The organism is Pseudomonas sp. G.S.17, assembly GCF_038096165.1.
Classification (GTDB): domain Bacteria; phylum Pseudomonadota; class Gammaproteobacteria; order Pseudomonadales; family Pseudomonadaceae; genus Aquipseudomonas.
The window spans coordinates 1,887,830-1,913,716 of sequence record NZ_CP151076.1 but is presented as its reverse complement, the minus strand read 5'-3'; the positions used below and the strand labels follow the sequence as shown (position 1 = coordinate 1,913,716).

The 25,887-nt window shown below is 59.0% G+C and carries 28 protein-coding genes; 5 read left to right on the top strand and 23 right to left on the bottom strand.

Translation table 11 applies throughout. The features are described from left to right. The first annotated feature begins 151 nt into the window (after positions 1-151). The 3 genes from AABC73_RS08790 to AABC73_RS08780 all read left to right on the top strand — a co-directional run bounded on the left by AABC73_RS08790 (position 152) and on the right by AABC73_RS08780 (position 3,029). Positions 152-985 carry an ion transporter gene (locus AABC73_RS08790; protein ID WP_341523244.1) on the top strand — a complete coding sequence of 278 codons (834 nt, stop codon included), beginning with the start codon at positions 152-154 and terminating at the stop codon, positions 983-985. 104 nt (positions 986-1,089) lie between these two features. Next, complete coding sequence (locus AABC73_RS08785) at positions 1,090-2,088, top strand: sulfate ABC transporter substrate-binding protein (protein ID WP_341523243.1); 999 nt, start codon at positions 1,090-1,092, stop codon at positions 2,086-2,088. A 173-nt stretch (positions 2,089-2,261) separates the two neighbouring features. Beyond that, positions 2,262-3,029: a hypothetical protein gene (locus AABC73_RS08780; protein WP_341523242.1), complete on the top strand. Its 768-nt coding sequence runs from the start codon at positions 2,262-2,264 to the stop codon at positions 3,027-3,029. A 520-nt stretch (positions 3,030-3,549) separates the two neighbouring features. Here AABC73_RS08780 and AABC73_RS08775 read toward each other — a convergent pair. From AABC73_RS08775 to ccmA, 11 genes are all read right to left on the bottom strand, one after another. After that, positions 3,550-4,122, bottom strand: a complete 573-nt coding sequence (locus tag AABC73_RS08775; RefSeq protein ID WP_341523241.1) for a hypothetical protein — start codon at positions 4,120-4,122, stop codon at positions 3,550-3,552. A gap of 192 nt (positions 4,123-4,314) precedes the next feature. Next, positions 4,315-4,710: a hypothetical protein gene (locus tag AABC73_RS08770; protein WP_341523240.1), complete on the bottom strand. Its 396-nt coding sequence runs from the start codon at positions 4,708-4,710 to the stop codon at positions 4,315-4,317. An 11-nt stretch (positions 4,711-4,721) separates the two neighbouring features. Continuing rightward, a complete protein-coding gene (gene ccmI / locus AABC73_RS08765; protein ID WP_341523239.1) occupies positions 4,722-5,927 on the bottom strand; it encodes a c-type cytochrome biogenesis protein CcmI in 1,206 nt (401 codons plus the stop codon). Next, positions 5,924-6,394, bottom strand: coding sequence for a cytochrome c-type biogenesis protein (locus AABC73_RS08760; protein ID WP_331148866.1), 471 nt, complete (start codon positions 6,392-6,394; stop codon positions 5,924-5,926). Before AABC73_RS08760 ends, ccmI begins: the two co-directional genes overlap by 4 nt. Positions 6,395-6,837: 443 nt before the next feature. Continuing rightward, complete coding sequence (locus AABC73_RS08755; protein ID WP_341523238.1) at positions 6,838-7,374, bottom strand: DsbE family thiol:disulfide interchange protein; 537 nt, start codon at positions 7,372-7,374, stop codon at positions 6,838-6,840. Beyond that, positions 7,371-9,344 carry a heme lyase CcmF/NrfE family subunit gene (locus AABC73_RS08750; protein WP_341523237.1) on the bottom strand — a complete coding sequence of 658 codons (1,974 nt, stop codon included), beginning with the start codon at positions 9,342-9,344 and terminating at the stop codon, positions 7,371-7,373. Before AABC73_RS08750 ends, AABC73_RS08755 begins: the two co-directional genes overlap by 4 nt. A 3-nt stretch (positions 9,345-9,347) precedes the next feature. Next, on the bottom strand, positions 9,348-9,815 hold the full coding sequence (gene ccmE, locus AABC73_RS08745) for a cytochrome c maturation protein CcmE (protein ID WP_020294179.1): 468 nt from the start codon (positions 9,813-9,815) through the stop codon (positions 9,348-9,350). After that, complete coding sequence (gene ccmD, locus AABC73_RS08740) at positions 9,812-9,988, bottom strand: heme exporter protein CcmD (RefSeq protein ID WP_341523236.1); 177 nt, start codon at positions 9,986-9,988, stop codon at positions 9,812-9,814. The genes ccmE and ccmD overlap by 4 nt, the downstream gene beginning before the upstream one ends. Further along, positions 9,985-10,797: a heme ABC transporter permease gene (locus AABC73_RS08735; RefSeq protein ID WP_341523235.1), complete on the bottom strand. Its 813-nt coding sequence runs from the start codon at positions 10,795-10,797 to the stop codon at positions 9,985-9,987. The genes ccmD and AABC73_RS08735 overlap by 4 nt, the downstream gene beginning before the upstream one ends. Positions 10,798-10,869: 72 nt before the next feature. Beyond that, complete coding sequence (ccmB, locus tag AABC73_RS08730; RefSeq protein WP_331148836.1) at positions 10,870-11,541, bottom strand: heme exporter protein CcmB; 672 nt, start codon at positions 11,539-11,541, stop codon at positions 10,870-10,872. Then, entirely contained in the window at positions 11,538-12,179 is a 642-nt protein-coding gene (gene ccmA / locus AABC73_RS08725; RefSeq protein WP_341523234.1) for a cytochrome c biogenesis heme-transporting ATPase CcmA, read from the bottom strand. Before ccmA ends, ccmB begins: the two co-directional genes overlap by 4 nt. A 198-nt stretch (positions 12,180-12,377) precedes the next feature. On the opposite strand from ccmA, the gene AABC73_RS08720 reads away from it, so the two are divergent. Together AABC73_RS08720 and AABC73_RS08715 are read left to right on the top strand one after the other, a co-directional pair. Next, positions 12,378-14,036 (top strand): flagellar hook-length control protein FliK, encoded by a 1,659-nt coding sequence (locus tag AABC73_RS08720; RefSeq protein WP_341523233.1) that lies wholly within the window; start codon positions 12,378-12,380, stop codon positions 14,034-14,036. After that, positions 14,036-14,359, top strand: a complete 324-nt coding sequence (locus tag AABC73_RS08715) for an EscU/YscU/HrcU family type III secretion system export apparatus switch protein (protein ID WP_020294173.1) — start codon at positions 14,036-14,038, stop codon at positions 14,357-14,359. Before AABC73_RS08720 ends, AABC73_RS08715 begins: the two co-directional genes overlap by 1 nt. 491 nt (positions 14,360-14,850) lie before the next feature. On the opposite strand, the gene AABC73_RS08710 is transcribed toward AABC73_RS08715, so the two are convergent. The 12 genes from AABC73_RS08710 to fleN form a co-directional block, all read right to left on the bottom strand. Beyond that, positions 14,851-15,252: a DUF2802 domain-containing protein gene (locus AABC73_RS08710; RefSeq protein WP_341523232.1), complete on the bottom strand. Its 402-nt coding sequence runs from the start codon at positions 15,250-15,252 to the stop codon at positions 14,851-14,853. After that, a complete protein-coding gene (locus tag AABC73_RS08705) occupies positions 15,253-15,732 on the bottom strand; it encodes a chemotaxis protein CheW (protein WP_047576782.1) in 480 nt (159 codons plus the stop codon). 56 nt (positions 15,733-15,788) lie between these two features. Further along, the gene (locus AABC73_RS08700; RefSeq protein WP_341523231.1) at positions 15,789-16,661 is read right to left on the bottom strand and encodes a CheW domain-containing protein; all 873 of its coding nucleotides are present in this window, start codon (positions 16,659-16,661) and stop codon (positions 15,789-15,791) included. A gap of 114 nt (positions 16,662-16,775) precedes the next feature. Then, complete coding sequence (locus AABC73_RS08695) at positions 16,776-17,564, bottom strand: ParA family protein (protein ID WP_065833554.1); 789 nt, start codon at positions 17,562-17,564, stop codon at positions 16,776-16,778. Between the two features lie 44 nt (positions 17,565-17,608). Continuing rightward, a complete protein-coding gene (gene motD, locus AABC73_RS08690) occupies positions 17,609-18,499 on the bottom strand; it encodes a flagellar motor protein MotD (protein ID WP_341523230.1) in 891 nt (296 codons plus the stop codon). Between the two features lie 6 nt (positions 18,500-18,505). Then, positions 18,506-19,246: a flagellar motor protein gene (locus tag AABC73_RS08685; protein ID WP_341523229.1), complete on the bottom strand. Its 741-nt coding sequence runs from the start codon at positions 19,244-19,246 to the stop codon at positions 18,506-18,508. Then, positions 19,246-20,394, bottom strand: a complete 1,149-nt coding sequence (locus tag AABC73_RS08680; protein ID WP_341523228.1) for a chemotaxis response regulator protein-glutamate methylesterase — start codon at positions 20,392-20,394, stop codon at positions 19,246-19,248. The genes AABC73_RS08685 and AABC73_RS08680 overlap by 1 nt, the downstream gene beginning before the upstream one ends. Positions 20,395-20,445: 51 nt before the next feature. Further along, on the bottom strand, positions 20,446-22,716 hold the full coding sequence (locus tag AABC73_RS08675) for a chemotaxis protein CheA (protein WP_341523227.1): 2,271 nt from the start codon (positions 22,714-22,716) through the stop codon (positions 20,446-20,448). A 33-nt stretch (positions 22,717-22,749) separates the two neighbouring features. After that, entirely contained in the window at positions 22,750-23,538 is a 789-nt protein-coding gene (locus AABC73_RS08670; protein WP_341523226.1) for a protein phosphatase CheZ, read from the bottom strand. Positions 23,539-23,557: 19 nt separating this feature from the next. Next, complete coding sequence (locus AABC73_RS08665) at positions 23,558-23,932, bottom strand: chemotaxis response regulator CheY (protein WP_177325461.1); 375 nt, start codon at positions 23,930-23,932, stop codon at positions 23,558-23,560. A 291-nt stretch (positions 23,933-24,223) separates the two neighbouring features. Continuing rightward, positions 24,224-24,964, bottom strand: coding sequence for an RNA polymerase sigma factor FliA (fliA, locus tag AABC73_RS08660; RefSeq protein WP_020294162.1), 741 nt, complete (start codon positions 24,962-24,964; stop codon positions 24,224-24,226). Next, positions 24,961-25,794 (bottom strand): flagellar synthesis regulator FleN, encoded by an 834-nt coding sequence (gene fleN / locus AABC73_RS08655; protein ID WP_020294161.1) that lies wholly within the window; start codon positions 25,792-25,794, stop codon positions 24,961-24,963. Before fleN ends, fliA begins: the two co-directional genes overlap by 4 nt. Positions 25,795-25,887: the final 93 nt, after the last annotated feature.

The following is a 25,887-nucleotide window of genomic DNA, read 5'->3' as shown; positions in this document are numbered from 1 at the left end:
AGGCCGGGATCGTCACTTCCCGGCCTTTCCAATACTTCCTGCGGTGTCACCGAAACATCCGTCGAACGAAGCTGCCTTACAGAGCCGACTAAGCTTGCGTTGCCTGACGCATTACTCATAGGCTCACGCGACTTTTGATTCGGAAGACACCATGGACAGCAACATCAGCCGGCGCGAACAACTACGCATCATCATTTTCCATACTGATACTCCGGCGGGTCGACGCTTCGACCAGACACTGCTGGCGGTGATCCTGTGCAGCCTGATCGTGGTGATCCTCGACAGTATTCCGGCGATACACGCCAACTATGCGGATCTGCTGGCGTATATCGAGTGGGGCTTCACGGCGGTATTTCTCGCCGAGTACATCCTGCGCCTGTACAGCTCGCCACGACCGTTGCAGTACGCATTCAGCTTCTATGGGCTGGTCGACCTGCTGGCCATCGTGCCCGGAATCCTCGCGATTTATTACAGCGATGCGCAATACCTGTTGATCGTCCGGATCGTGCGGATGCTGCGTATTTTCCGGGTACTCAAGCTCAGTCCCTATCTGAAGCAGGCCAACTATCTGCTGGCGGCGCTGCGCGGGAGCAAACAGAAAATCATCGTGTTTCTCGCCAGCGTTTCGACGCTGGTCATTGTCTTCGGCACCCTGATGTATGTGATCGAAGGACCGGAGCATGGCTTCACCAGTATTCCAACCGGGATTTATTGGGCCATCGTGACCCTGACCACCGTCGGCTTCGGCGACATCGTACCCAAGACGCCTCTGGGACAGATCCTGTCTTCGCTGGTGATGATTACCGGTTATTCGATCATTGCCGTACCCACCGGAATTTTCACGGCAGAACTGGCCAATGCCATGCGCGGCGAACAGTTGCAGCACGATTGCCCGGTATGCGCCAAGAACACCCATGAGCACGGGGCGGCTTTTTGCTCGCGTTGCGGTAATCAGCTGTTTCCGCGTGTCGGCGAAAAGGCATAACCCGATAATTTTTTAATCTATAAAGGCCTAAGGCTGTCCAGTTATAGTCGCGAGCAATGAGCCATCAACTTTATAAGAAACATCATCTACAAAAGGAATATGCAGTGAACAAACTTTTCGCCGCCTCGTTACTGGCAGCAGGCCTGGCTCTAAGCAGCGCCGCTCAGGCCGCACCGACGCTGTTGAACGTGTCGTATGACGTGATGCGTGACTTCTACAAGGATTACAACGCCGCGTTCCAGAAGCACTGGAAAGCCGATCATCAGGAAGATATCGCCGTGCAGATGTCGTTCGGTGGTTCGAGCAAGCAAGCGCGCTCGGTGATCGACGGCCTGCCCGCCGACGTGATCACCATGAACATGGCCACCGACATCAATGCCCTGGCCGACAATGGCAAGCTGGTGCCGGACAACTGGGTGACCCGCCTGCCGAACAACAGCGCGCCGTTCACCTCCGCGACCGTGTTCATCGTGCGCAAGGGCAATCCAAAGGCCCTGAAAGACTGGCCTGACCTGATTAAAAGCGACGTTGAAGTGATCGTGCCCAACCCGAAAACCTCGGGTAATGGCCGCTACACCTACCTGTCGGCCTGGGGTTACACCCTGAAAAATGGCGGCGATGAAGCAGCGGCGAAGAAATTCGTCGGCCAACTGTTCAGCCATGTGCCGGTGCTCGATACCGGCGGCCGTGCCGCGACCACGACCTTCATGACCAATCAGATCGGCGACGTGCTGATCACCTTTGAAAACGAAGCGGAAATGATCGCCCGGGAATTTGGTCGCGACCAGTTCGAAGTGATTTACCCAAGCGTCTCTGCAGAAGCCGAGCCGCCAGTGAGCGTGGTCGACAAAGTCGTCGACAAGAAAGGCACCCGTGCCGCTGCCGAGGAATACCTGAAGTACCTGTGGTCGCCTGAAGGCCAGGAAATCGCTGCCGCCAACTACCTGCGTCCGCGCGACCCGGCGGTGCTGGCCAAATACACCGATCGGTTCCCGAAAGTCGACTTCCTGTCGGTGGAGAAAACCTTCGGCGACTGGCGCACTGTGCAGAAGACTCACTTCAACGATGGCGGGGTTTTTGATCAGATTTATCCGGCGAAGTAACTGAATCGTGCTGTAGGAGCCTCGCCAGCAAGTTGGCTCCTACACGCCACTAATTCTTACATATCGAGTTACAACTTTCCCATTCTCTCCCGCTCATGCCTGACCAAGCACTCTAAAGATTTCCTACGAGTCGTCGATAAACTTCCTACACCAAACGCACATGGAGTGACGACATGGATATCTCTTTGACTGCCGGCTCGACCCTGGCATCGACAATGCGACTTACCCAATCCAGCCAGACCCTGACCGCGCAACCCATCAGCGAAGATCAGAAATCGGCGTTCAGCAACGCAACACCGGCGGCGATTTATCATCCCAGTGAAGCAGCCCAGGAACCAAGTCAGACAACGTCGACTCAGCCTATGGTGGCCGTAAATAGCTATGGTCGCCCTCCGTCTGCCGATTTCCCAGCGATAGCCAAGCTGCACCAAGGTGCTTTTTATGGTTTGAAGTCCGCGTTCGAGGAGTTCAAATCCGCTCTTGAGTCCACTTTCCCGGACCTCGCCGAGAAGAAATTCGGCTTTACTATCGAAGCCGACGGCAAACTCAAGGCACTCAACCCTGCCGGCGAGCTCAGCATTACCGATATGGATCAACTGGATAAGCTGTTGAATGCCTCCAGCTCGCTGAAAGGCGCTGCCGATACCTACCGAGATGTGTCCATAGACCTGGTGGCGGCCGACGGAAATTGGGGCGGCTCTTATCTGGGCGATTACCAGCTGGACGAAAACAACTTCGCCAGCACCATTGATCTGGCGGCGTTGTTCATCCCCAAAACCACTACCCTGAATCCAGAGGCCATGGCGGGTTGGTTTTCGCACCAGCTATGGAGCAAAGGTGAACTCGCGACGAAGGAAACGCATGCAGCCATCCTGGCCTCCCGCGACGCCGCACGCCAAGCGCAGGAAGCACAGAAAGCGGCTGAAACTGCGAAGGCCTGAGACCTTCCGGCAGTACTGACCATTCTGTAGGAGCCAACTTGTTGGCGAGACATTGTCCTTACGGACGCAGGAATATCATCTCGCTAACAAGGTGGAGTCAGTTTCCTCCCACGGGGAGTTGTCCGTAGTTGACCCGTGTAGAAGCGAATCTATTCGCGAGGCGGGTATGACCGGTACATAGACGCTGGAATTACAAACCCATTGCAGCCAGCGCAACTTCAGTTTTGTAGCCCAGGATCGTAGCCCTTGCACAATTCAAATAAACCTGTGAGTTATCTCGCAAGATACCCAATATTTTCTTTAGATATCCCTGAGCTAGCTGGGAGTATTAATTTCCGAATGTCATGGGTGTTGGAACCAGATGCATGGCGGCAGTGCAGCTTTGTATCTCGCCGACCATCTTCAATACCACACGCAACACACCATCGTTCATATCCCAAGTATTCGCTTGCGGCCCATACCACTTTACCAAGACCTCTCGTAATACCTCTTTATCTCTATGATCCATCTCTGCCATCTACTACCTACGTTTGATACTACCGAGTATCTGCAATGCGACCGCCCGACTCCCGCGCACAGTAATGAGTTCGACGTTATCGCCATCCATAAGAACTATCTTATGAAAACCGGCGCTGTCTACCGCACCGTGAAATATGATCTGAATATCATCTCGCTGAAAGAAGACTACATCAGACTTGCAGTCAAGCTTCACCAGGCTACGCTGCAAGCTCAACTCCTGGGGGTTAATACCAGCGTCTCCAGCCGCAGACATGCCGTAAATCAAACGATAGAAATCAGCAACACTGGTTAGATCTTTAGCCAGCCTGGGTAGAGAATCAGCCATCTGGGCGGGATTCAGATGCTGCACCCCGATGTAGCCGTTATTAGGATAAGCCGCAATAAAGCCCTCGCCACTTAAAAAAGCGACCGGTGCTCCCGGAAGATCGAGCTGATAGCTGGAAAAATAGACAGGGAGATAAGCTCCCGATTGATAGGATAAAGATGTGGCTTCGGGTGAGGAATACTCACAAACACTGGCAAATGAACTTGCGGAGCAACACAAAGCGAGAACAGCGCCTATCAGATATTTCATTGCTTATTCCTTTCTAACCATCGCAACACATCAAGGCGGTGATAAATCAGAAGGAATTTTTCTACATCTGCGGTGTTATGTATATAGAAAAAAAGTAGGAAATGGCTGAATACTGTGTAGGTAATTTTTAATCCTGCCCCAACAAAAGCGACGCCCTTAGCCCCCGCTTTTGTTGGTATATACCTTACCCACTCAATTCCCGAACTGACGACTCAAACCCGCTGGCACACCGCTGGAATCGGTTTCCTGCCAAGGGCCGTTGGGCGTAGTTGACCAGCTCCAGCCGCTGTTCCAGCGATAGTAAGTGCGCTGGCGATAGAAGGTGTTCGGTTGATCATCGAGTACGTGGACGCCGAGCTTTGCATCCCAGTGACTGTTGCCACCCGGTGGTGGCGCGAAATTGGCCGAGGTCTTCGGGCCTGCCGACGGCGCCTTGGGCGTTTGCGGAGCGCTTGGCTTGCTCGGCGCCGATGGCTTGCCGGGCAGACTCTGGATCGGCTCCTGACTGCGTGGACCGGTGGGCTGGACCGCACAGGCACTCAGGCCAAGGACCATACCCAACAAGGTGATGCGTGCTGCGCGGTACATAAGCGGATTCTCTACTGATCTGGACTGTCGATGGTGAGCGTCTGCAACGCCGTAACGCTGCTGGCCAGCGGCTTGCTGCGGCCGATCCACTCGCCGGTGGTCGGCTGGCCTGCACGGGATACCCGCGCCACCAGTTGGACTTCAGGGAAGTTGGACAGTTTCAGTTGCGGCATCATCGCGTCGGCGTCTGCCAGTTCGACTTCTGCAGGCAAGTCCGCGACGGTTACGCGCTTGACCGCCAGCGGTGCCGGTGGGCCTTTGATCGCCCGGGCGAAGATGAACACGCTATCGCCGGGCGCCACCTTGGCTTTCAGTTCCGGCGCCAGATCAACCCGCACTTTGATGCGTGCCGTCTGGCTCGCTGCAACCACAGGCGCCTGGACAACGCCGCCGCTGGCCGTCAGCTTCTCACTGGCCCGGGCGATACCGCCTTCCAGGGCCGAGCGGGACGGATCCTGCGGCGGCAGGACCGCCAGCAGACGCTTCCAGTAATCCACGGCTTGTTGATAACGCTCGGTCTCGAAAGCGGCGATGCCCAACAGGCCGAGGCTGGTGACTTCTTTCGGATCGACCTTGAGGGCCTCGTCGGTCAGCGCCTGGACTTGCGCGGTGAATTTCTTGCCACCGGCAAAGTACAACGCCTGCGCCCATTGCCCGAGCAGTTCCGGCGGCCGACCGGCCAGGGCCGCCGCACGTTCGAACATCGCCGCAGCGTCTGCCGGACGATCCTGAGCCATGTAGGTACGCGCCAGAAAGTAAATCCCTTCGGCCGAATCCGGCTGGGCCTTCACTGCGCGCTCCAGGCGGCTGGTCATCTCCTGAATGGAACCCGGTGGCTGGGCGAATTCACGCGTCAGTTCGACCTTGTCACTGGCGCCAAAATGCAGATACAACGCCAGGCCCAGCACCGGGACCAACACCGCCGCCAGCAATGGCAGGGGCTTGCCCAGGCGCGAGGTGCGCAGCGGCTCGACGCCTTCGGTGTCAGCCAGCAACTCTCGGGCAGCTTCGGCGCGACCGTTGTCCATCTGCACCGATGACAACACGCCCTCCGCTTGCTGACCTTGCAGTTCGGCCACACGCTCCTGATACAGGGCGACATTGAGCGCGGTGCGGTCTTCTTCACTTTGCGCACGACGGCCACGCAGGACGGGGATCAGCAGGAAACTCAGGGCCACCAGCAACAACAGGCCAGCAGCTAGCCAGAAATCAATCATTCGCGGTTTTTATCCAGCAGGTGGGCGAGGCGCTGACGCTCCTCGTCGGAAAGGGCTTCGCTCTCGTTGCGACCCTGGCCACGGCGACGTACGACGATCACGCCAATCACCAACAGGCCGCCGATCAGCAGACCGGCCGGGCCGAACCAGAGAATCCAGGTCCGCGAGCTGAGGGCAGGCTTGTAGCGCACGAAATCGCCGTAGCGATCGACCATGAAATCAATGATCTGCTGATTGCTCTGCCCTTCGCCGAGCATGCGGAAGATTTCCTTGCGCAGGTCGGCGGCAATCGGGGCGTTGGAATCGGCGATGTCCTGATTCTGGCACTTGGGGCAACGCAGCTCTTTGGTCAGCTCGGCGTAACGCGCGCGCTCGGCGTCATCGCGAAACTCGTAAGCATCGATGGCGGCATGGGCCACGCTCGCGCAGCTCAAAGCGAGCAGGACCGCAGCGACGCTGCGCCGAATCACCCGTGGGAGCGAGCTTGCTCGCGAAGAGGCCGGTGCATCCTTACCCTCTTTGGCGTCGGTAACGTCGCATTCGCGAGCAAGCTCGGCTCCCACAGAAACTTGCACAACCCGTGGGAGCGAGCCTGCTCGCGAAGAGGCCGGTGCATCCTTACCCTCTTTGGCGTCGGTAACGTCGCATTCGCGAGCAAGCTCGGCTCCCACCGAAACTTGTACAACCCGTGGGAGTGAGCTTGCTCGCGAAAAGGCCGGCGCATCCTTACCCTCTTGGGCGTCAGTAACGTCGCATTCGCGAGCAAGCTCGGCTCCCACAGAAACTTGCACAACCCCTGGGAGCGAGCTTGCTCGCGAAGAGGCCGGCGCATCCTTACCCTCTTGGGCGTCAGTGACGTCGCATTCGCGAGCAAGCTCGGCTCCCACAGAAGTCCGTAAATACAGGTGCTTCATTGGCGAGCCTCATCAACCAATCCCTGATACAACCCGGCCAGTTGCTCGCGCCACACGGTTTCGTCGATCACACCGACGTACTTGTGACGAATGATGCCTTTGCTGTCGATCAGGAAAGTTTCCGGCGCGCCGTAGACACCCAGATTCAGGCCCAGGCTGCCCTGCTCGTCGCGGATGTTCAGCTGATAAGGGTCATGAAAGTCCTGCAGCCATTTCAGGGCGTCGGCGTTCACATCCTTGTAGTTGATGCCGTAGATCACCACGCCTTGCTGAGCCAGTTTGTTGAGCACCGGGTGCTCGACCCGGCAAGCCACGCACCAGGTACCCCAGACGTTGACCAGCGCCGGTTTGCCCAGCACGTCTCCGCGGGTCAGCACCTTGTCGCCTTGCACCTGGGGCAGGGAAAACTCGGGGAATGGTTTGTTGATCAAGGCCGACGGCAGCTCCGCCGGGTCCAGGTACAGACCGCGATAGAGAAACACCGCGACAGCGAGGAAAATCGCCAGCGGCAACAACAGGATCCAACGTTTCATACTGCCGCCTCCGCAATGCCCAGGGCGTCACGTACTTTGCTTTTCACCTTGACCCTGTAACGCTTGTCCATCGCTGCCAGAACGCCTCCCAACGCAGTGATCAAACCGCCGAACCAGATCCAGCGCACGAACGGCTTGACGTGAACCCGTACCGCCCAGGCGCCGTCGCCCAGCGGTTCGCCGAGTGCCACGTACAGATCGCGAGTGAAACCGGCGTCGATACCGGCTTCGGTCATCATCGATTGCTGCACGGTGTACAGGCGTTTTTCCGGGTGCAGGATGGTCACTTGCTTGCCGTTTTCCAGGACGCGAATGGTGGCGCGATCCGAGGTGAAGTTCGGGCCCTGATAATGTTTGGCGCCGTCGAACACGAACATGTAGCCGCCCAGCTCCATGGATTCACCGGGCGCCAGACGCAGGTCGCGCTCGGCGCTGTTCTGGCTGGAAAGCACCACGCCCAGGGCGCACACGGCGATCCCGATGTGCGCAACCTGCATGCCCCAATAGCTGCGGGTCATGCCGCGCGCGCCTTTGATCAAGCCTTTGTGGCGAGTCTTGTCCAGCAAGTCACGAACGCCCGCCAGCAATACCCACGCGGCGAGCATGAAGGTCGCCAGCACTGCCCAGTGGAAATCGTCCATGGCGAAACCGGCGATCACCGCCAGCACGGCGCTGCCGATCAGAACCGGGGCCAGCATGCTCAGCAGCCATTTGACCGGCGTGTCTTTCCAGCGCACCAGCACGCCGACCGCCATTACTGCCATCAGCAGGCCCATAAGGGGTACGAACAGCGCGTTGAAGTAAGGCGGGCCAACGGACATTTTCGCGCCGCTCAGGGCGTCAAGCACCAGCGGATACAGGGTGCCAAGCAGGATCATCGAAGCGGCCACCACCAACACCAGGTTATTGCCCAGCAGCAGGGTTTCCCGCGACCACAGGCCAAAGCCCACATGGCTTTTCACCACCGGAGCGCGGAAAGCGAACAAGGTCAACGATCCGCCCACGACGAACAGCAGGAAAATCAGAATGAATACGCCGCGCGCCGGGTCGGAGGCGAACGCGTGAACCGAGGTCAAGACCCCGGAGCGCACCAGGAATGTTCCCAGCAGGCTCAGGGAAAACGCCGCGATGGCCAGCAGCACGGTCCAGCTCTTGAACACGCCGCGTTTTTCCGTGACTGCCAGCGAATGGATCAGCGCCGTGCCGACCAGCCAGGGCATGAACGAAGCGTTTTCCACCGGGTCCCAGAACCACCAGCCGCCCCAGCCAAGTTCGTAATAGGCCCACCAGGAGCCCAAGGTGATGCCTATGCCGAGAAAGGCCCAGGCGACGATGGTCCATGGCCGCGACCAGCGCGCCCAGGCCGCATCGAGACGCCCGCCGAGCAGTGCCGCGATGGCGAAGGCGAAGGCCACCGAAAACCCGACATAGCCCATGTAGAGCATCGGCGGATGCACGATCAGGCCAATGTCCTGCAACAACGGATTGAGATCGCGACCATTGGCCGGAATTTGCGGCAGGATGCGCGAAAACGGGTTGGAGGTCAGGATCAGGAACAGCATGAAGCCGACGCTGATCATGCCCATCACCGCCAGCACTCGGGCGAGCATCACTTGAGGTAACTGGCGGGAGAAGATCGATACAGCGAAGGTCCACGCACCGAGAATCAACGCCCAGAGCAGCAGCGAGCCTTCGTGGGCGCCCCATACGGCGCTGAACTTGAAGTACCAGGGCAAGGCGCTGTTGGAGTTTTCCGCGACGTAGGCCACGGAAAAATCGTCAGTCATGAATGCATAAGTCAGGCAACCGAAAGCAAAGACCAGAAACGTGAACTGCCCCCACGCTGCTGGCTGCGCCAAACCCATCCACATGCGGTCGCCGCGCCATGCGCCCATCAGCGGCACGAAGGCCTGCACGACGGCGAAGCACAGCGCCAGAATCATGGCCAGATGGCCGAGTTCAGGAATCATGGTTCAACCCTGCTTGGAAGGTGAAGAAGGCGACGCCGGTGCAGCCTGACCGCTCTCTTTGAGCGCCTTGGTGACTTCAGGCGGCATGTATTTTTCGTCGTGCTTGGCCAGCACTTCGTCGGCGACCACTACGCCATCGGCATTGAGCTTGCCCAACGCGACAATGCCCTGCCCTTCGCGGAACAGGTCCGGCAGGATGCCGCGATAAGTGATGGTCACCGATTTATTGAAATCGGTGACGATGAACCTGACGTCCAGCGAATCACCGGAGCGTTGCAGCGAACCTTTTTCCACCATGCCACCGGCACGAATACGCGTGTCATGCGGCGCTTCGCCGTTGGCGATCTGGCTTGGGGTATAAAACAGGTTGATGTTTTCCTTCAGGGCACTCAAGGCCAGGGTGACGGCAATACCGACCCCGGCCAGTATCGCGACGATGATCAACAGACGCTTTCTACGTAGCGGATTCACTTCTGGCTCTCCCGGCGCAGACGACGCGCCTCTTGTTGCAGATAACGCCGACGGGCCAGCAGAGGCAGTCCCACGTTCATGGCCAGCACCCAAAGGCAAATGCCATAGGCGGACCAGACGTACTGACCATGGTGACCCATGGCCAGGAATTCACCGAATGAAGCAAAATTCATTGTGCGCCTCCCTTTGCTGGTGGATGACCCAGGGATTTGAGCACCTCGGCCTTGACCCAGCTGGCACGCGCCTCGCGCTTGAGAATTTCAAGACGCATGCGCATCAGCAGGACCGCACCAAAGAAACAGTAGAAACCCAGCACCGTGAACAGCAACGGCAGCCACATTTCGGCAGGCATCGCCGGTTTTTCGGTGAGGCTGAACGTGACGCCCTGATGCAGGGTGTTCCACCATTCCACCGAATACTTGATGATCGGGATGTTGATCACCCCGACAATTGCCAGCACCGCACAGGCCTTGGCGGCGCTGTCACGATTACTGATCGCGTTGCCCAGGGCAATAAGACCGAAGTACAGGAAAAGCAGGATCAACATGGACGTAAGGCGTGCATCCCAGACCCACCACGAACCCCAGGTCGGTTTGCCCCAGATGGCGCCGGTGTCCAACGCCAACGCAGTCATCCACGCACCGATAGGAGCTGCACATTGCAGGGCTACGTCGGCGATCTTCATTTTCCACACCAGACCGACCACGCCGCAGACCGCCAGCATGATGTAGCAGGACTGGGCGAGCATGGCCGCCGGCACATGGATATAGATGATGCGAAAGCTGTTGCCTTGCTGATAATCCGGTGGCGCGAATGCCAGGCCCCAGACCACGCCGATACTTATGAAAAGTACCGCTGCGATGCTCAGCCAGGGCAACAGGCGTCCGCTGATGCCGTAGAACCATTTCGGTGAGCCGAGCTTATGGAACCAGGCCCAACTCACGCCGCTTTTAGCGCTGTTTTTCGTCACGCTGCCTTTCATCAAGCCGCCTTTCATCACGGTGTAGCTCGGGTTTTTACTGACAGGTCCGGTGTCGGCCTGTCAGAACCTCAATTATTCGCCGACGCTGATTTTCAGGCCAGCCGCTATTGCAAAAGGTGTCAGGGTTACCGCAAGGGCGGTCAGGCTGCCAAGCCAGAGCAGGTAACCGGTGGCCGGCATGCCTTGCAGGGCTGCCTGCAACGCACCGCTGCCCAGAATCAATACCGGGATGTACAAGGGTAGAATCAGCAGCGCCAGCAACAGGCCGCCGCGCTTGAGTCCCACCGTCAACGCCGCGCCTACTGCTCCCAGCAAGCTCAGTACCGGCGTGCCCAGCAACAACGAAAACAACAGCACCGGCAGGCACTGGCTGGGTAAACCCAGCATCAACGCGAGTAACGGCGCCAACAATACCAGTGCCAGCCCGGAGAAAGCCCAGTGTGCCAGCACCTTGGCCAGGACCAGAAGGGCCAAGGGGTGCGACGAAAGGACCCACTGCTCAAGGGAACCGTCCTCGAAATCACTGCGAAACAGGCCGTCCAGCGAGAGCAGCACGGACAATAGGGCCGCTACCCAGACTAACCCCGGCGACAAGGTTTGCAACAATTGAGTCTCCGGTCCGACCGCCAGCGGGAACAGCGCGATGACGATGGCGAAGAACACCAAAGGGTTGGCCAGCTCAGCCGGGCGACGGAACAACAGCCGTGCTTCGCGCGCGACCAGCAGGGTAAACACATGACTCATACGGACCACTGCCCCAGATCAATATCCCGATAACCTGCCGGCATGCGCGTCAGGGTGTGGTGCGTGGTGAGGACAATCATCCCGCCCCGCTCGCAATGTTGCGCCAGATGATTCTCCAGCTGCGCGACCCCTTGTTTGTCCAGCGCGGTAAAGGGTTCGTCGAGGATCCAGATTGGTGGACTGTCCAGATACAGTCGGGCCAGCGCGACCCGGCGCTGCTGCCCGGCCGACAGGGTGTGGCAAGGCACATCTTCGAAACCGCGCAGACCGACAGCTTCCAGCGCTTGCCAGATATCGGCGGACTCCGCAGGACAATGCAGGGCGCAGAGCCAGGCGAGATTTTCCACCGGGGTCAGCAAATCCTTGATCCCGGCGGCATGACCGATCCACAACAGATTGCGCGCCAGTTCAGTACGCTGCGCGGCCAACGGTTGACCATTGACCAGGATTTCGCCGAAGGTCGGCTGCATCAGCCCCGACAACAACCGCAGCAGACTGGTTTTGCCGCTGCCGTTCGGGCCGCTGATCTGCAGCATGTCACCGGCTTGCAGGGACAGGTCCAGGTGCTCGAAAAGCATCCGCCAGTCACGCTCGCAGGCCAGGTCATGTGCCTGCAAAACAGGGGTAGCACGAGTCATTGATGATTCCAGGCGCTGGGTTGTCGCCTCAAGACACGCCAGACAGGGCGCAGGCCGAAGAAATGGCTGTTCAAGTCGGCGTGGAAACGGCCGCTATATTGATACGAATTCATTGCATATCCGACCCGGTCGCGACCGGGCCGCATTATACATGGCATGTCCCGGTACAAGAGGGCAATTTCAACAAGGTCACGATCCATGACAGGTGATATCACCAGCCTCCAACCGACGACTGCGGCCGCTGCCCTGGTCCGCGCCGGCCTTTCTCCCGCGCAGGTCCTGACCTTGCTGCAACCGATGGAAAATCTCCTGCCGCCGGGTGAAGCCGTCGATGCCGAAGTGGTGACACTCAAACAGCTGAATCAGAGTTTTCAGTTGCTGCTCAGCCTGGCCACGAGCAATGGCGGCAAGATCAGCGTTCAGGTCGAAAGCGCCCTGCCCTTCACGCCAGGCACCAGCCTGTCGGTGGCGCAAGCATCCTCCAATACCCTGACGTTGACCTTGCAGCAGATCAATACCGCGCTGAATAACGCGCAAACCAGCATCGACATCAAACAGTTGCCGGTGGGCACCTTGCTGCAAGGCCGAGTCTTGACCACTCAGGTGATCAACGACGCGTTGAGTCAAATGAGTGGCGAGGCTGCCACCAAATCCAATGTCCAGCCCGGCGCGCAACTGCCAGCGCAACTCACCCAACCGGCGCTGTATCGCTCCATGGTGCTGCTGCTCAACACTGCGCTGGCCGGCACGACCCTGACCATCGAAAGCCCGCGGCCGCTGACCACCGGAACCTTGCTTAGCGCCCAGGTGCAGGGCAGCCAGGCGTTGAGCTTCGTGCCGCTGCCCAGCCGTCTCGATCAATTGGCCTTGAGCCAGCAGCTCACCACCCAGCAGAACCGCCAAGGCTCGCTTGACGTGCTGATCAATGCCCTGCGCAACCTGCCAGCGTCGAGCCCGGCGATTTCCGCGCCTTTGCAGGCAAGCATCAATCAATTGTTGGCGGATTTGCCGGACATCGAGCAGATGACCAATCCCAAGAGCGTCGCACAGGCGATCAGTGCCAGCGGATTGTTCATGGAGGCCAAATTGCTGACCGGTCTGAACCCGATGGCCGGGCCAGACCTGAAAGCCAACCTGATGCGGGTAATTCAACAGATTCTGCCCGGTCTACCTGGCGGGCCGGGCTATGACGCCGCCGCCGCGTCGAACATGCTGACTCGCTCCATGCCCGGCGCCCTGCGCAGTGTTCTGGGCACCATGGGCCTGGTGGCCGCACCGGCGCTGCCGATCCATTTCCCGCTGCCGTCACGCTCAGTGAAAGGTGGCGGCAAGGAAGACGACCTGGAGATACTGCTCAAGCTGGCAGCAGCAGCCGTCTCGCGCCTGCAAAGCCACCAACTGGGCGGGCTGGAGCAGACGCGCACCACGGCCGATGGCGGTCAGCTGACCACATGGCAGCTGGAAATCCCCATGCGTAACGCTCACGACATCGTGCCGCTGCAGGTCAAAGTGCAGCGCGAAGACACACCTGAAAAAGACAAATCCACGGATAAGGACAAGGACGAAAACGAGGTCGGCGAGCCCAGGGAAAAACTCTGGAAGATTGATCTGGCGTTCGATCTGGCCCCATTGGGACCGTTGCAAGTACAAGCGCAACTGATTCGCGGCAACCTGTCGAGCCAGCTGTGGGCCGAACGTGCTGACAGCGCTGCGTTGATCAGCCGCGAACTTGGCCATCTTCGCGAGCGGCTGGTGGCGTGCGGCCTCACCGTCGGCAGCCTGGAATGCCGCCAGGGCACCCCGCCGCAAGGTGCGCGTACCACCCTCGAACGCCGCTGGATAGACGAGAACGCCTGATGAGCCAATTGGAACATGCCCCACGCCAGGCCATCGCCCTGAGCTACGACGGGCAGCACACCCCGACGTTGAGCGCCAAGGGCGACGACCAGCTCGCCGAGGCGATCCTGGCGATTGCGCGGGAATATGAAGTGCCGATCTATGAAAATGCCGAGCTGGTCAAACTGCTGGCACGCATGGAGCTGGGCGACAGTATTCCCGAACCGCTGTACCGCACGATTGCCGAGATCATCGCCTTTGCCTGGCATTTGAAAGGCAAATTCCCTGAAGGTCAGGATCCGAATGCACCGCCGGTGGAGCGGGATATCACGCCGAAGTGGTGAAGACTGTGAGAGCGAGCTTGCTCGCGAAGAGATAAGCAGATCCTGCCGATCTCTGGAAGCCGTATACCGCTTTCGCGAGCAAGCTCGCTCCCACAAGTTCAGTGCCGTTATTGATATGACGCGTTCGCGGGCGAGCCTCGCTCCAACGGATCCGGCTTCAATCCCACAGGCTAACCGCCGTCCTTGTGGGAGCGAGGCTTGCCCGCGAAGGCTTAGTTTCAGGTTCAAAAAAGAGTCGGATGTACAGGCCTCTTCGAGGACAAGCCCTCTCCCACAGGTCAGTGCCGTTGCTGATATGACGCGTTCGCGGGCGAGCCTCGCTCCAACGGATCCGGCTTCAATCCCACAGGCTAACCGCCGTCCTTGTGGGAGCGAGGCTTGCCCGCGAAGGCTTAGTTTCAGGTTCAAAAAAGCGTCGGATGTACAGGCCTCTTCGAGGACAAGTCCTCTCCCACAGGTTTCAGCGTCGTCCTTATGTAAGCGATCAACACTCAGCGGTGATTATTACCGTGCAGCTTGGTCATCAGCTGGGCTTCGGCCTGGGTCAGGCCGCAGGCCTGGGTGAGTTCGTCGATGCTGGCGCCCATGCCGACCAGGCGCGCGGCCTGGGCGAAGGACAAGCTGGAGGGGTCACGCTGCTCAAGTGCGGTGAGCTTGTCGGGCAATGGCCCGACAATCGCCCGCAACTCGTGCAAGGCTTCGCCCATCTTCACCGTGCCGTTCTGGAAGTTATCCACACGCCTGGACAGATCCCGATAGCGCTGGTCGCGCAAGGTATCGGCTTCTTCGCGTGCCAGGTCAAGCCGGCGCTGGCGCTTGGTATGCGCCAGGAACATTCCCAGGGTCACGACCCAGAGAATGCCCAGAAAGATGACAGCAACCTCAAGAATCAATCAGATGTTCTCCAGATCCGACCACTCTTCTTCGGACATCATTTTGTCCAGCTCGACGAGGATCAACAGTTCGCCGTTTTTGTTGCAGACGCCCTGAATGAACTTGGCGGACTCGTCATTACCCACGTTTGGCGCAGTTTCGACTTCCGACTGACGCAGGTAAACCACTTCAGCCACGCTGTCGACCAGAATCCCGACCACTTGCTTGTCGGCTTCGATGATCACGACACGCGTGTTGTCACTGACTTCGACCGGTTCCAGACCAAAACGCTGGCGGGTGTCGATGACTGTGACCACGTTGCCGCGCAGGTTGATGATGCCCAGCACATAGCTCGGCGCACCCGGCACCGGAGCGATTTCGGTGTAGCGCAGCACTTCCTGGACCTGCATCACGTTGATGCCATACGACTCGTTATCCAGGCGGAAGGTAACCCACTGCAGAATAGGATCTTCGGAACCTTGTGCGGACGACTTATTCATACCCCTAACCCCTCGCGTGTGTGCTGTGCAGGCGACGTCAAAACGTCATCCCATGATTATTTGATTTTTTGCATTTGCTTGACCGCGCCACTGGCAATCAGCTCGGCCAACTCGGAAACGTCCAGTAAGGCGCACATGTGTTCAATGACCGTGCCCGCCAACCAGGGACGCTGCCCGCGATGAGCGCGCCATTTGATCTCGCTGGGATCAAGGCGCAGCGAGCGGCTGACCTGATGCACCGCCAGACCCCACTCATAGCCTTGAACCGAAATCACGTACTGCAAACCTTGCCGGAAATCGTCGCGGTAGCGATCCGGCATGATCCAGCGCGCGGTATCCAGCACTTTCAGATTGCCGCCCTGGCTGGGCAGAATTCCGAGGAACCAGTCCGGCTGACCGAACAACGGCGTCAGGTCATGCCCGGCCAGCGGATAAATCGATCCCAGACACACCAGCGGTACCGCCAGCGTCAAACCGGCAACATCAAACAACAGGCACTCGAATGGTTCTTCCGCCCAGGCAGGTCGTCCGTCAGTAGTGGGCGGCGGCGTTGGCGTACGTTGCGCCGAAGGCAAATACACCTCAGCCACCGGCTCGACCAAATCCACCACCGGCACAGTGATTTCTTCAACGATTGGCACCGGAGCGATATCAACCCGGGCTACGACTGGCACCACAACCGGCGCAGCGACAGCAACCGGAACAGCTACTGGCGCGGGAGCCGCGACAGCAATGGCGATCGGCGCGGCGATTGCCAGCATCCGCGCGTCATAAGCCTGCTCCTCAAGCACCGCGGCCTCGAACTCATCGATGCTGGACAGTTCAGGCAGCTCAAGCAGCTCTTCAGTGGCGTCCTGAAGCAACGCATCCAGATAGGACTGCAACGCCAGTTGCGGTCGTGTTGCGATTTGTACAGGCCGGAGATTCATACGCATGCCACACAATGATTGACGCGATTACCGCTTGATTGAGTTATCGGCCGCAATGACGCACGACTTGAATGCTTCTGCACATTGCGCGGCAAGAATGAGCAAAGGTCCACGTCAGGCCACCTGCGCCAGAAGCTGCTCGGACAACAGGTGCTTGAGCAAAGCGCGATAGGCCAGCACCGCGCGGCTCTTGTTGTCGAACTGCGACGGCGTGACGCCGGCCCGGCTGGCATCGCGCAGACGCGTGTCGACCGGCACGTAGGCCTTCCAGACATGCTCGGGAAAGCTGTCACGGAGTAATTTGAGGGTGCCCATCGAGGCCTGGGTCCGCCGGTCGAACAAGGTCGGCACAATGGTGTACGGCAACGGCGTCTTGCGTGAGCGGTTGATCATCGCCAGGGTGTTGACCATGCGTTCCAGACCTTTGACGGCGAGGAACTCGGTCTGCACCGGAATCACCAACTGCTGGCTCGCCGCCAGCGCATTGACCATCAAGACGCCGAGCAACGGCGGGCTGTCGATCAGTGCGTAATCGTAATCCTGCCACAACTGCGCGAGGCTCTTGGCGATGACCAGGCCCAGCCCGTTCTGCCCGGGCGACTGACGCTCCAGTGTGGCGAGCGCGGTACTCGAGGGCAGCAGCGAGATGCGTTGATCACTGGTGGGCAACAGCAACTGACCAGGCAGCCCGTCGGTGATGGCGCCCTTGTTCAGAAACAGATCGTAGACACTGTGCTCCAGCAAGTCCGGGTCATGCCCGAAATAGCTGGTCATCGAGCCATGGGGGTCCAGATCGACAACGACCACGCGCTTGCCCGCCTCAGCCAGCAATCCGGCTAACGCGATCGTAGTGGTGGTCTTACCGACGCCACCTTTTTGATTGGCTACTGCCCAGACTCTCATTGTGTTTTTTCCTCCCGCCATGGCAATGGCCATAACGAGAATGACTAGGGGGCGGGTGACGAAGAATTGACGGTATTGCTGCGCACCGCTGGCTTGACTGGCGTGATTGCAGTTTGTGTGCCAGCACGACGCATTGCGGCGTCCGGTTGCGCATTGGCCGCCGTGCCCGTCGCGGTCAGGCTGCGACGCACGTCCAGGTTGCGGGAAATCACCAGCACGACCCGGCGATTGCGCCCTCGCCCTTCGGCCGTACTATTGGGGGCCACTGGCTGGAACTCGCCGTAACCGACCGACGCCATGCGCGCCGGATTGATGCCGTCCATGGCCAGCATCCTGACCACGCTGGCCGAACGCGCCGACGACAGCTCCCAGTTGCTCGGAAATTGTGATGTGTTGATCGGCTGGTCGTCGGTAAAACCTTCGACATGAATCGGGTTGTCGAACGGCTTGATGATCTTCGCAACCTTTTCAATGATCGTGAACGCCTTGTCACTGGGCATCGCATCGCCGCTGCCAAACAGCAGGCTCGAATTGAGTTCCACTTCGATCCACAGTTCGTTGCCACGCACCGTCATCTGATTGGATTTGATCAAGTCGCCGAACGCATCGCGCACATCATCGGCGATGGCTTTGAGGGGATCCGAGGAGTTCTGGCCAATGCCGGCATCGGTCTGGTCGCTGTCCTTGACCAGCGGCTCGGCAGGTTTGATGGTCACCGGGCGCTGGTCGCCGATGGGAATCGGCTTCATGCTGCGTTCAGTCTCGCTAAACACACCCACCAGCGCCTGGGACAGAATCTTGTATTTGCCTTCGTTCAGCGACGAGATCGAGTACATCACCACGAAAAAGGCAAACAGCAAGGTGATGAAGTCGGCGTAAGACACCAGCCAACGCTCGTGATTTTCGTGCTCTTCATGCTGACGGCGGCGAGCCATAACGTGCTACTCCATGAAACCTTGCAGCTTGAGTTCGATGGAGCGCGGGTTTTCGCCCTCGGCGATGGACAGCAGGCCTTCCAGCAGCATTTCACGATAGCGTGACTGGCGCAGGGCGATCGCCTTGAGCTTGTTGGCAATCGGCAACAAAATCAGGTTGGCCGAGGCCACGCCATAAATGGTCGCGACAAACGCCACGGCGATACCGCTGCCCAGCTGGCTCGGATCGGCCAGGTTGCCCATGACATGGATCAGGCCCATCACCGCGCCGATGATGCCGACCGTAGGTGCATAGCCGCCCATGCTTTCGAAGACTTTGGCCGCCTGGATATCGCGGGTTTCCTGGGTGATGAAATCCACTTCCAGAATGCTGCGAATCGCTTGCGGCTCGGCGCCGTCGACCAGCAATTGCAGGCCTTTGCGGGCATAGGAATCAGGTTCGGTATCGGCAATCGTTTCCAGGCCGAGCAGCCCTTCCTTGCGGGCGGTAAGGCTCCAGCTGACGACCCGGTCGATGCCGCCTGCCAGATCGATGCGCGGCGGGAACAGAATCCAGCCGACAATCTGAATGGCGCGCATAAAGGCGCTCATTGGCGACTGGAGCATTGAAGCCCCCAGCGTCCCACCCAGCACGATCAGCGCCGCCGGACCATTGAGCAATGCGCCCAGATGTCCGCCTTCGAGAAAGTTACCGCCAATGATTGCTACAAATGCGAGGGTCAGGCCGATCAGACTCAATATATCCATCAGATACACGCCTCGACCAGATGCCTGCCGATATCATCCAGGCTGTACACCGCATCGGCCAGGTCAGCTTTGACGATAGCCATGGGCATGCCATAGATCACGCAGCTCGCTTCGTCCTGAGCCCAGATGTGACTGCCGCCTTGCTTGAGCAGGCGCGCACCTTCACGACCGTCGGCACCCATGCCGGTCAGCACCACGGCCAGCACTTTGTCGCCATAGGACTTGGCGGCGGAACCGAAGGTAATGTCCACGCAGGGTTTGTAATTGAGGCGTTCGTCACCAGGCAGAATCTTCACCGCGCCACGGCCGTCGATCATCATCTGCTTGCCACCCGGCGCCAGCAGGGCCAGGCCCGGACGCAGGATGTCGCCGTCTTCCGCTTCCTTGACGCTGATACGGCACAGCTTGTCCAGGCGTTCGGCGAAAGCCTTGGTGAACGCTGCGGGCATGTGCTGGATCAGCACGATAGGCGCCGGGAAGTTGGCGGGCAGTTGCGTCAGGACCCGTTGCAGCGCAACCGGGCCTCCGGTGGACGTGCCGATGGCGACCAGTTTGTAGGCTTTGCGCTTTGGCGCTGGGGACGATGGCGCGTGGCTGCTTGCGGCGGCGGGTGCCGACGAGGCCAATGGTCGCGGGGCCAGCGTGCTGCGTGCTGCGACAGGCGTGCCGGCCCTGCTGGCGGTGGCGGCCGGTGCCGAAGCTGTCGGTGCCGGTGTTGGTGCCGGCGCGCTGTAACTGCCCAGGCGCCGATTGCTGCGGGAAATACTGTGTACTTTTTCGCACAGCATTTGCTTGACCTTCTCGGGATTGCGCGAGATGTCTTCAAAATTCTTGGGCAGGAAATCCACCGCGCCGGCGTCCAGTGCATCCAGCGTAACGCGGGCACCTTCGTGGGTCAGCGAGGAGAACATCAATACCGGGGTCGGACAGCGCTGCATGATATGACGCACGGCAGTAATGCCATCCATCATCGGCATTTCGTAGTCCATGGTGATCACATCAGGCTTGAGCGCCAGTGCCTGTTCGATCGCTTCCTTGCCGTTGGTTGCCGTACCGACAACCTGGATGTTCGGGTCCGAAGAAAGAATTTCCGTGACGCGGCGGCGGAAAAAACCGGAATCATCCACCACCAGGACCTTGACTGCCATAAACACTCCATTAGGTTACGCGGGCGACACACGTCGCCCGCGACACCAGAATCAAATACGCCGGGCGGCGTAACGCTTGAGCATGCTCGGTACATCGAGAATCAAGGCGATGCGACCGTCACCGGTAATGGTGGCGCCCGACATGCCTGGCGTACCTTGCAACATCTTGCCCAGCGGCTTGATTACCACTTCTTCCTGACCTACCAGTTGATCGACGACAAAACCGATGCGCTGGGTACCGACCGACAGGATCACAACGTGACCTTCGCGCTGCTCTTCGTGAGCAGCCGAACTGATCAGCCAGCGCTTGAGATAGAACAGTGGCAGGGCCTTGTCGCGCACGATAACCACTTCCTGACCATCGACGACGTTGGTGGTCGAGAGGTCCAGGTGGAAGATCTCGTTGACGTTGACCAGCGGGAAAGCAAAGGCTTGATTGCCCAGCATCACCATCAGCGTCGGCATGATCGCCAGGGTCAACGGCACCTTGATGACGATCTTCGAGCCCTGGCCCTTGGTGGAGTAGATATTGATGGTGCCGTTGAGCTGGGCGATCTTGGTTTTCACCACGTCCATGCCCACGCCACGACCCGACACATCGGAAATCTCGGTCTTGGTCGAGAAACCCGGTGCAAAGATCAGGTTGTAGCAGTCGCTGTCGCTCAGGCGATCGGCCGCGTCCTTGTCCATCACGCCGCGTTTGACCGCAATGGCGCGCAGGACATTGGGGTCCATGCCTTTACCGTCATCGGAAATCGACAGCAGGATATGGTCGCCTTCCTGTTCCGCCGAAAGAATCACACGACCGCCACGGGACTTGCCCGAAGCTTCGCGCTCTTCCGGGGTTTCGATACCGTGGTCGACCGCGTTGCGCACCAAGTGGACCAGCGGATCGGCAAGGGCCTCGACGAGGTTCTTGTCCAGATCGGTTTCTTCGCCGACCAGCTCCAGGTTGATCTCTTTCTTGAGCTGGCGGGCCAGGTCGCGAACCAGACGCGGGAAGCGCCCGAAAACCTTCTTGATCGGCTGCATGCGGGTTTTCATCACCGCAGTCTGCAGATCGGCGGTGACCACATCCAGGTTGGAAACCGCCTTGGACATGGCTTCATCGCCGCTGTTCAGGCCCAGGCGTACCAGACGGTTACGCACCAGCACCAGTTCGCCGACCATGTTCATGATCTCGTCCAGGCGCGCGGTATCAACCCGCACGGTGGTTTCCGCTTCGGAAGCCGGTTTATCCGGACTCGCCGCAGCCGGAGCCTTGGCCGGAACAGGCGCTGCCGCCTTGGCCGGAGCCGGAGCTGGCGCAGCCGCAGGAGCAGGTTTGGCGGCGGCAACCGGCGCAGGCGCTGGCTTGGCAACCACTGCCGCGACGGGTGCGGCAGCTATGGCTTCAGGCTCGAACTTGCCTTTGCCGTGCAACTGATCCAGCAGGTCTTCGAATTCGTTATCCGAGATTTCGTTGCTGGTCGACGCGGCCGCAGCAACCGGCGCTGCAACAGCAGCAGCGGCAGGCGCAGGCGCTACCGCAGCAGCGGCGTCAAACGAGCCCTTGCCGTGCAACTGATCCAGCAAGGCTTCGAATTCATCGTCGGTGATTTCATTGCTCGCCGCAGCACCGGTGCTGGCAGCCGGAGCCGCAGGAGGAGCTGGCGTCGCGACGGCGTCGACCGCGAACTGGCCTTTGCCATGCAATTGATCAAGCAGCGATTCAAATTCCTGGTCGCTGATTTCATCGCTGGCGGCTGCCGAAGCAGGAGCAGCAACCGGCGCTGCAACAGCCGCAGGCGCACTGGCTGATTCGGCGGCTTGAGCCTTGACGGCGTTCAGCGAGTCGAGCAGCAGTTCAAATTCGTTATCGGTGATTTCATCGGAAGCAGGAGCAGGCGCTTCCTCGACCGCTGCCGGGGCAGCAGCCACTTCATCTGCGGATGCAGGCTCGGCCAGACGCGCCAGTGCGGCCAGCAATTCCGGCGTGGCGGGTGTGACTTCGGTACGCTCGCGAACTTCGCTGAACATGCCGTTGACCGCATCCAGTGCTTCGAGCACCACGTCCATCAATTCAGAGTCGACGCGACGTTCACCCTTGCGCAGGATGTCGAAGACGTTCTCGGCGATGTGGCAGCACTCCACCAGCTCATGGAGCTGGAGGAAGCCGGCGCCGCCTTTTACAGTGTGAAAACCGCGAAAAATTGCATTAAGCAAGTCTGCATCATCAGGTCGGCTTTCCAGCTCGACCAGCTGTTCGGACAATTGCTCCAGAATTTCGCCGGCCTCTACCAGAAAATCCTGAAGGATTTCTTCATCGGCGCCGAAGCTCATTGGGGTGCTCCCTAAAATTAACCGTCAACAGACCTAGAAGCCAAGGCTCGATAGCAGATCGTCTACATCGTCCTGTCCGGACACAACGTCTTCCCGTTTATCGGCATGAATCTGCGGACCTTCACCCTGAGAGAGACCTTTTTGTGGATCTTTTTCTGCGAGGATGGATTCATCGTCATGTTCGATGCCTGCAAAGCGATCGACCTGACTGGCCATGAGCACCAACTTGAGCAGATTGCTTTCAACTTCAGTGACCAATTGCGTGACGCGCTTGATGACCTGACCGGTAAGGTCCTGGTAATCCTGGGCCAGCAGAATGTCATTGAGGTGGGCAGCAACCTCGTGGGTTTCCCGCTCGCTACGCGTCAAAAAGCCGTCGACGCGTTTAGCCAGCTCACGAAACTCTTCAGCGCCGATTTCCCGACGCATGAAACGTCCCCAATCCTGGCTCAACGCTTTGGCGTCGGTACTCAAGCCATTCATCAGGGGCGTGCTTTGCTCGACCAGATCCATGGTGCGGTTGGCCGCATTTTCGGTAAGCCTGACAACATACGACAAACGCTCGGTAGCATCCGTGATCTGGGACACTTCCTTGGCCTGAGGCATGTTCGGGTCAATCTGGAAATTGACGATTGCGCTGTGCAGCTCGCGGGTGAGTTTGCCGACTTCCTGATACAAGCCGCGATCACGAGTCTGGTTCAGCTCATGGATCAATTGCACGGCTTCGCCGAAACGGCCTTTTTCAAGGCACATCACCAGCTCATGCGCGTGTTTTTTCAGGGTTGACTCAAAGTCGCCCTGTGATGACTCTTTATGCTCCATAGCACCCTCGCGGCAAACATCAGCTATTGACGCGCTCGAAGATCTTTTCGATCTTTTCTTTCAGCACTTGGGCCGTAAATGGCTTCACGACATAACCGTTGACGCCCGCCTGGGCGGCTTCGATGATCTGGTCGCGCTTGGCTTCGGCCGTGACCATCAGCACCGGAAGGTGCTTGAGTCGTTCATCGGCGCGCACCTGACGCAACAGGTCGATGCCGGACATGCCAGGCATGTTCCAGTCAGTCACCAGAAAGTCGAAAGCACCGCTCTGCAACATTGGCAGCGCGGTGAGCCCGTCATCGGCTTCGGCCGTGTTGGTGAATCCTAAATCACGCAACAGGTTTTTGATGATCCGCCGCATCGTTGAGAAGTCATCAACGATGAGGATTTTCATGTTTTTGTCCAATTCGACCTCCAAGCAGTCTTTAACGCGTTCAGCACCTGAACGCGCTGTTCAATCAATACCGGCACAGCTCACATCGGCTGTACTAAAACGACGACGGGCTTGGTAAATCAACAGTCAAGAAACCGGGCAGCAGTTCGGCGTGCCGCCAGAAAGGTAAAACTCCTTCCAACAGCTTGCAGTAATGCCAATGACCGGTTCCCGCCTTGTCCATCTCCCCACACAACGCTTTGCACAGCCGGCTTACACGTACAGCGCAACCCTACGGATGCGCCACACCTGTCAACGCGCTCGCCACTCTCCCAAACGCCCTCGCAAACGAGCTGCGCACTGGCTGTGTAACTGGCTGACTCGCGACTCGCTGACCCCAAGGACCTCACCGATTTCCTTGAGATTCAGCTCCTCGTCATAGTACAGCGCCAACACCAGTCGCTCGCGCTCTGGCAAATTGGCAATCGCATCTGCTAACGCGGCCTGGAAACGTTCGTCTTCCAGATCCCGCGATGGCTCAAGCGAACCGCTTGCGCCGTCCTCGTGCAGCCCTTCATGTTCGCCGTCCTGCAAAAGGTCGTCGAAACTGAACAGCCGGCTGCCCAGGGTATCGTTCAAAATCCCGTAATAATCATCGAGACTCAATTGGAGTTCGGCCGCAACCTCGTGATCTTTAGCGTCACGACCTGTTTTAGCTTCAATTGAGCGAATTGCGTCACTGACCATGCGCGTATTGCGGTGAACCGAACGCGGTGCCCAGTCACCTTTACGCACTTCATCGAGCATCGCGCCGCGAATCCGGATACCCGCGTAGGTCTCGAAACTCGCGCCTTTGGTGCAGTCGTACTTGGTGGACACTTCAAGCAGTCCGATCATGCCGGCCTGGATCAGGTCCTCGACCTGCACACTGGCCGGCAAGCGCGCCAGCAAGTGATAGGCGATACGCTTGACCAGCGGCGCATAGCGCTCGATGAGCTCGTACTGCGAGTTCTTGGAGGTCTTGCTGTACATCTGGTAGCCGCTGGCTGTCATTGGACAGGCCCCGCAAATGTCTGGTGAACAAGTCGCTCCACGAAAAACTCAAGATGACCGCGCGGATTGGCCGGCAGCGGCCAGGTGTCGACTTTCTGCGCAATAGCCTTGAAGGCCAGGGAGCATTTGGAGCGCGGGAACGCTTCATAAACGGCACGCTGCTTCTGCACCGCCTTGCGCACGCACTCGTCGTAAGGCACCGCACCGACGTATTGCAGGGCAACATCGAGGAAGCGGTCGGTCACTTTGGTTAGCTTGGCAAACAGGTTGCGGCCTTCCTGCGGGCTCTGGGCCATGTTGGCCAGGACCCGGAAGCGATTCATGCCGTAGTCGCGATTGAGCAGCTTGATCAGCGCGTAGGCGTCAGTGATCGAGGTCGGCTCGTCGCACACCACCAGCAAGACTTCCTGGGCAGCGCGCACGAAGCTCACCACCGACTCGCCGATGCCGGCGGCCGTATCGATGACCAGTACGTCGAGGTTATCGCCAATATCGCTGAAGGCCTGAATCAGACCGGCATGCTGCGCCGGCGTCAGGTGCACCATGCTCTGCGTGCCGGAAGCGGCTGGCACGATGCGAATCCCGCCAGGGCCCTGAAGGAGTACGTCGCGCAATTCGCAACGCCCTTCAATCACATCGGCAAGGGTGCGCTTGGGCGTAAGCCCCAGCAACACGTCGACATTGGCCAGGCCAAGGTCGGCGTCCAGCAGCATGACGCGCCGGCCAAGCTCGGCCAAGGCCAGCGATAGGTTCACTGACACGTTAGTCTTACCGACGCCACCTTTGCCGCCGGTCACCGCGATCACCTGTACGGGATGCATGCTGCCCATGTTATTTCATTACCTTGTCTTGCGTAGACCGAAGCCACATTGGGGGCTGCACGTTCGCTGAGGAACAATGCGTGGCAGACCATCGATGCAGGT

Bases quoted from the DNA above. Each gene is read 5' to 3' on its own strand.
- AABC73_RS08670 (WP_341523226.1), bottom strand. From the start codon at position 23,538: ATGGAGCATAAAGAGTCATCACAGGGCGACTTTGAGTCAACCCTGAAA.
- AABC73_RS08705 (WP_047576782.1), bottom strand. From the start codon at position 15,732: ATGAATAAGTCGTCCGCACAAGGTTCCGAAGATCCTATTCTGCAGTGG.
- fliA (WP_020294162.1), bottom strand. From the start codon at position 24,964: ATGACAGCCAGCGGCTACCAGATGTACAGCAAGACCTCCAAGAACTCG.
- AABC73_RS08720 (WP_341523233.1), top strand. From the start codon at position 12,378: ATGACAGGTGATATCACCAGCCTCCAACCGACGACTGCGGCCGCTGCC.
- AABC73_RS08770 (WP_341523240.1), bottom strand. From the start codon at position 4,710: ATGTACCGCGCAGCACGCATCACCTTGTTGGGTATGGTCCTTGGCCTG.
- ccmI (WP_341523239.1), bottom strand. From the start codon at position 5,927: ATGATTGATTTCTGGCTAGCTGCTGGCCTGTTGTTGCTGGTGGCCCTG.
- ccmB (WP_331148836.1), bottom strand. From the start codon at position 11,541: ATGAGTCATGTGTTTACCCTGCTGGTCGCGCGCGAAGCACGGCTGTTG.
- AABC73_RS08695 (WP_065833554.1), bottom strand. From the start codon at position 17,564: ATGAGAGTCTGGGCAGTAGCCAATCAAAAAGGTGGCGTCGGTAAGACC.
- AABC73_RS08735 (WP_341523235.1), bottom strand. From the start codon at position 10,797: ATGAAAGGCAGCGTGACGAAAAACAGCGCTAAAAGCGGCGTGAGTTGG.
- AABC73_RS08685 (WP_341523229.1), bottom strand. From the start codon at position 19,246: ATGGATATATTGAGTCTGATCGGCCTGACCCTCGCATTTGTAGCAATC.
- AABC73_RS08775 (WP_341523241.1), bottom strand. From the start codon at position 4,122: ATGAAATATCTGATAGGCGCTGTTCTCGCTTTGTGTTGCTCCGCAAGT.
- AABC73_RS08780 (WP_341523242.1), top strand. From the start codon at position 2,262: ATGGATATCTCTTTGACTGCCGGCTCGACCCTGGCATCGACAATGCGA.
- AABC73_RS08755 (WP_341523238.1), bottom strand. From the start codon at position 7,374: ATGAAACGTTGGATCCTGTTGTTGCCGCTGGCGATTTTCCTCGCTGTC.
- AABC73_RS08675 (WP_341523227.1), bottom strand. From the start codon at position 22,716: ATGAGCTTCGGCGCCGATGAAGAAATCCTTCAGGATTTTCTGGTAGAG.
- AABC73_RS08715 (WP_020294173.1), top strand. From the start codon at position 14,036: ATGAGCCAATTGGAACATGCCCCACGCCAGGCCATCGCCCTGAGCTAC.
- AABC73_RS08700 (WP_341523231.1), bottom strand. From the start codon at position 16,661: ATGAATCTCCGGCCTGTACAAATCGCAACACGACCGCAACTGGCGTTG.
- AABC73_RS08750 (WP_341523237.1), bottom strand. From the start codon at position 9,344: ATGATTCCTGAACTCGGCCATCTGGCCATGATTCTGGCGCTGTGCTTC.
- ccmA (WP_341523234.1), bottom strand. From the start codon at position 12,179: ATGACTCGTGCTACCCCTGTTTTGCAGGCACATGACCTGGCCTGCGAG.
- AABC73_RS08790 (WP_341523244.1), top strand. From the start codon at position 152: ATGGACAGCAACATCAGCCGGCGCGAACAACTACGCATCATCATTTTC.
- ccmD (WP_341523236.1), bottom strand. From the start codon at position 9,988: ATGAATTTTGCTTCATTCGGTGAATTCCTGGCCATGGGTCACCATGGT.
- AABC73_RS08680 (WP_341523228.1), bottom strand. From the start codon at position 20,394: ATGGCAGTCAAGGTCCTGGTGGTGGATGATTCCGGTTTTTTCCGCCGC.
- AABC73_RS08665 (WP_177325461.1), bottom strand. From the start codon at position 23,932: ATGAAAATCCTCATCGTTGATGACTTCTCAACGATGCGGCGGATCATC.
- fleN (WP_020294161.1), bottom strand. From the start codon at position 25,794: ATGGGCAGCATGCATCCCGTACAGGTGATCGCGGTGACCGGCGGCAAA.
- motD (WP_341523230.1), bottom strand. From the start codon at position 18,499: ATGGCTCGCCGCCGTCAGCATGAAGAGCACGAAAATCACGAGCGTTGG.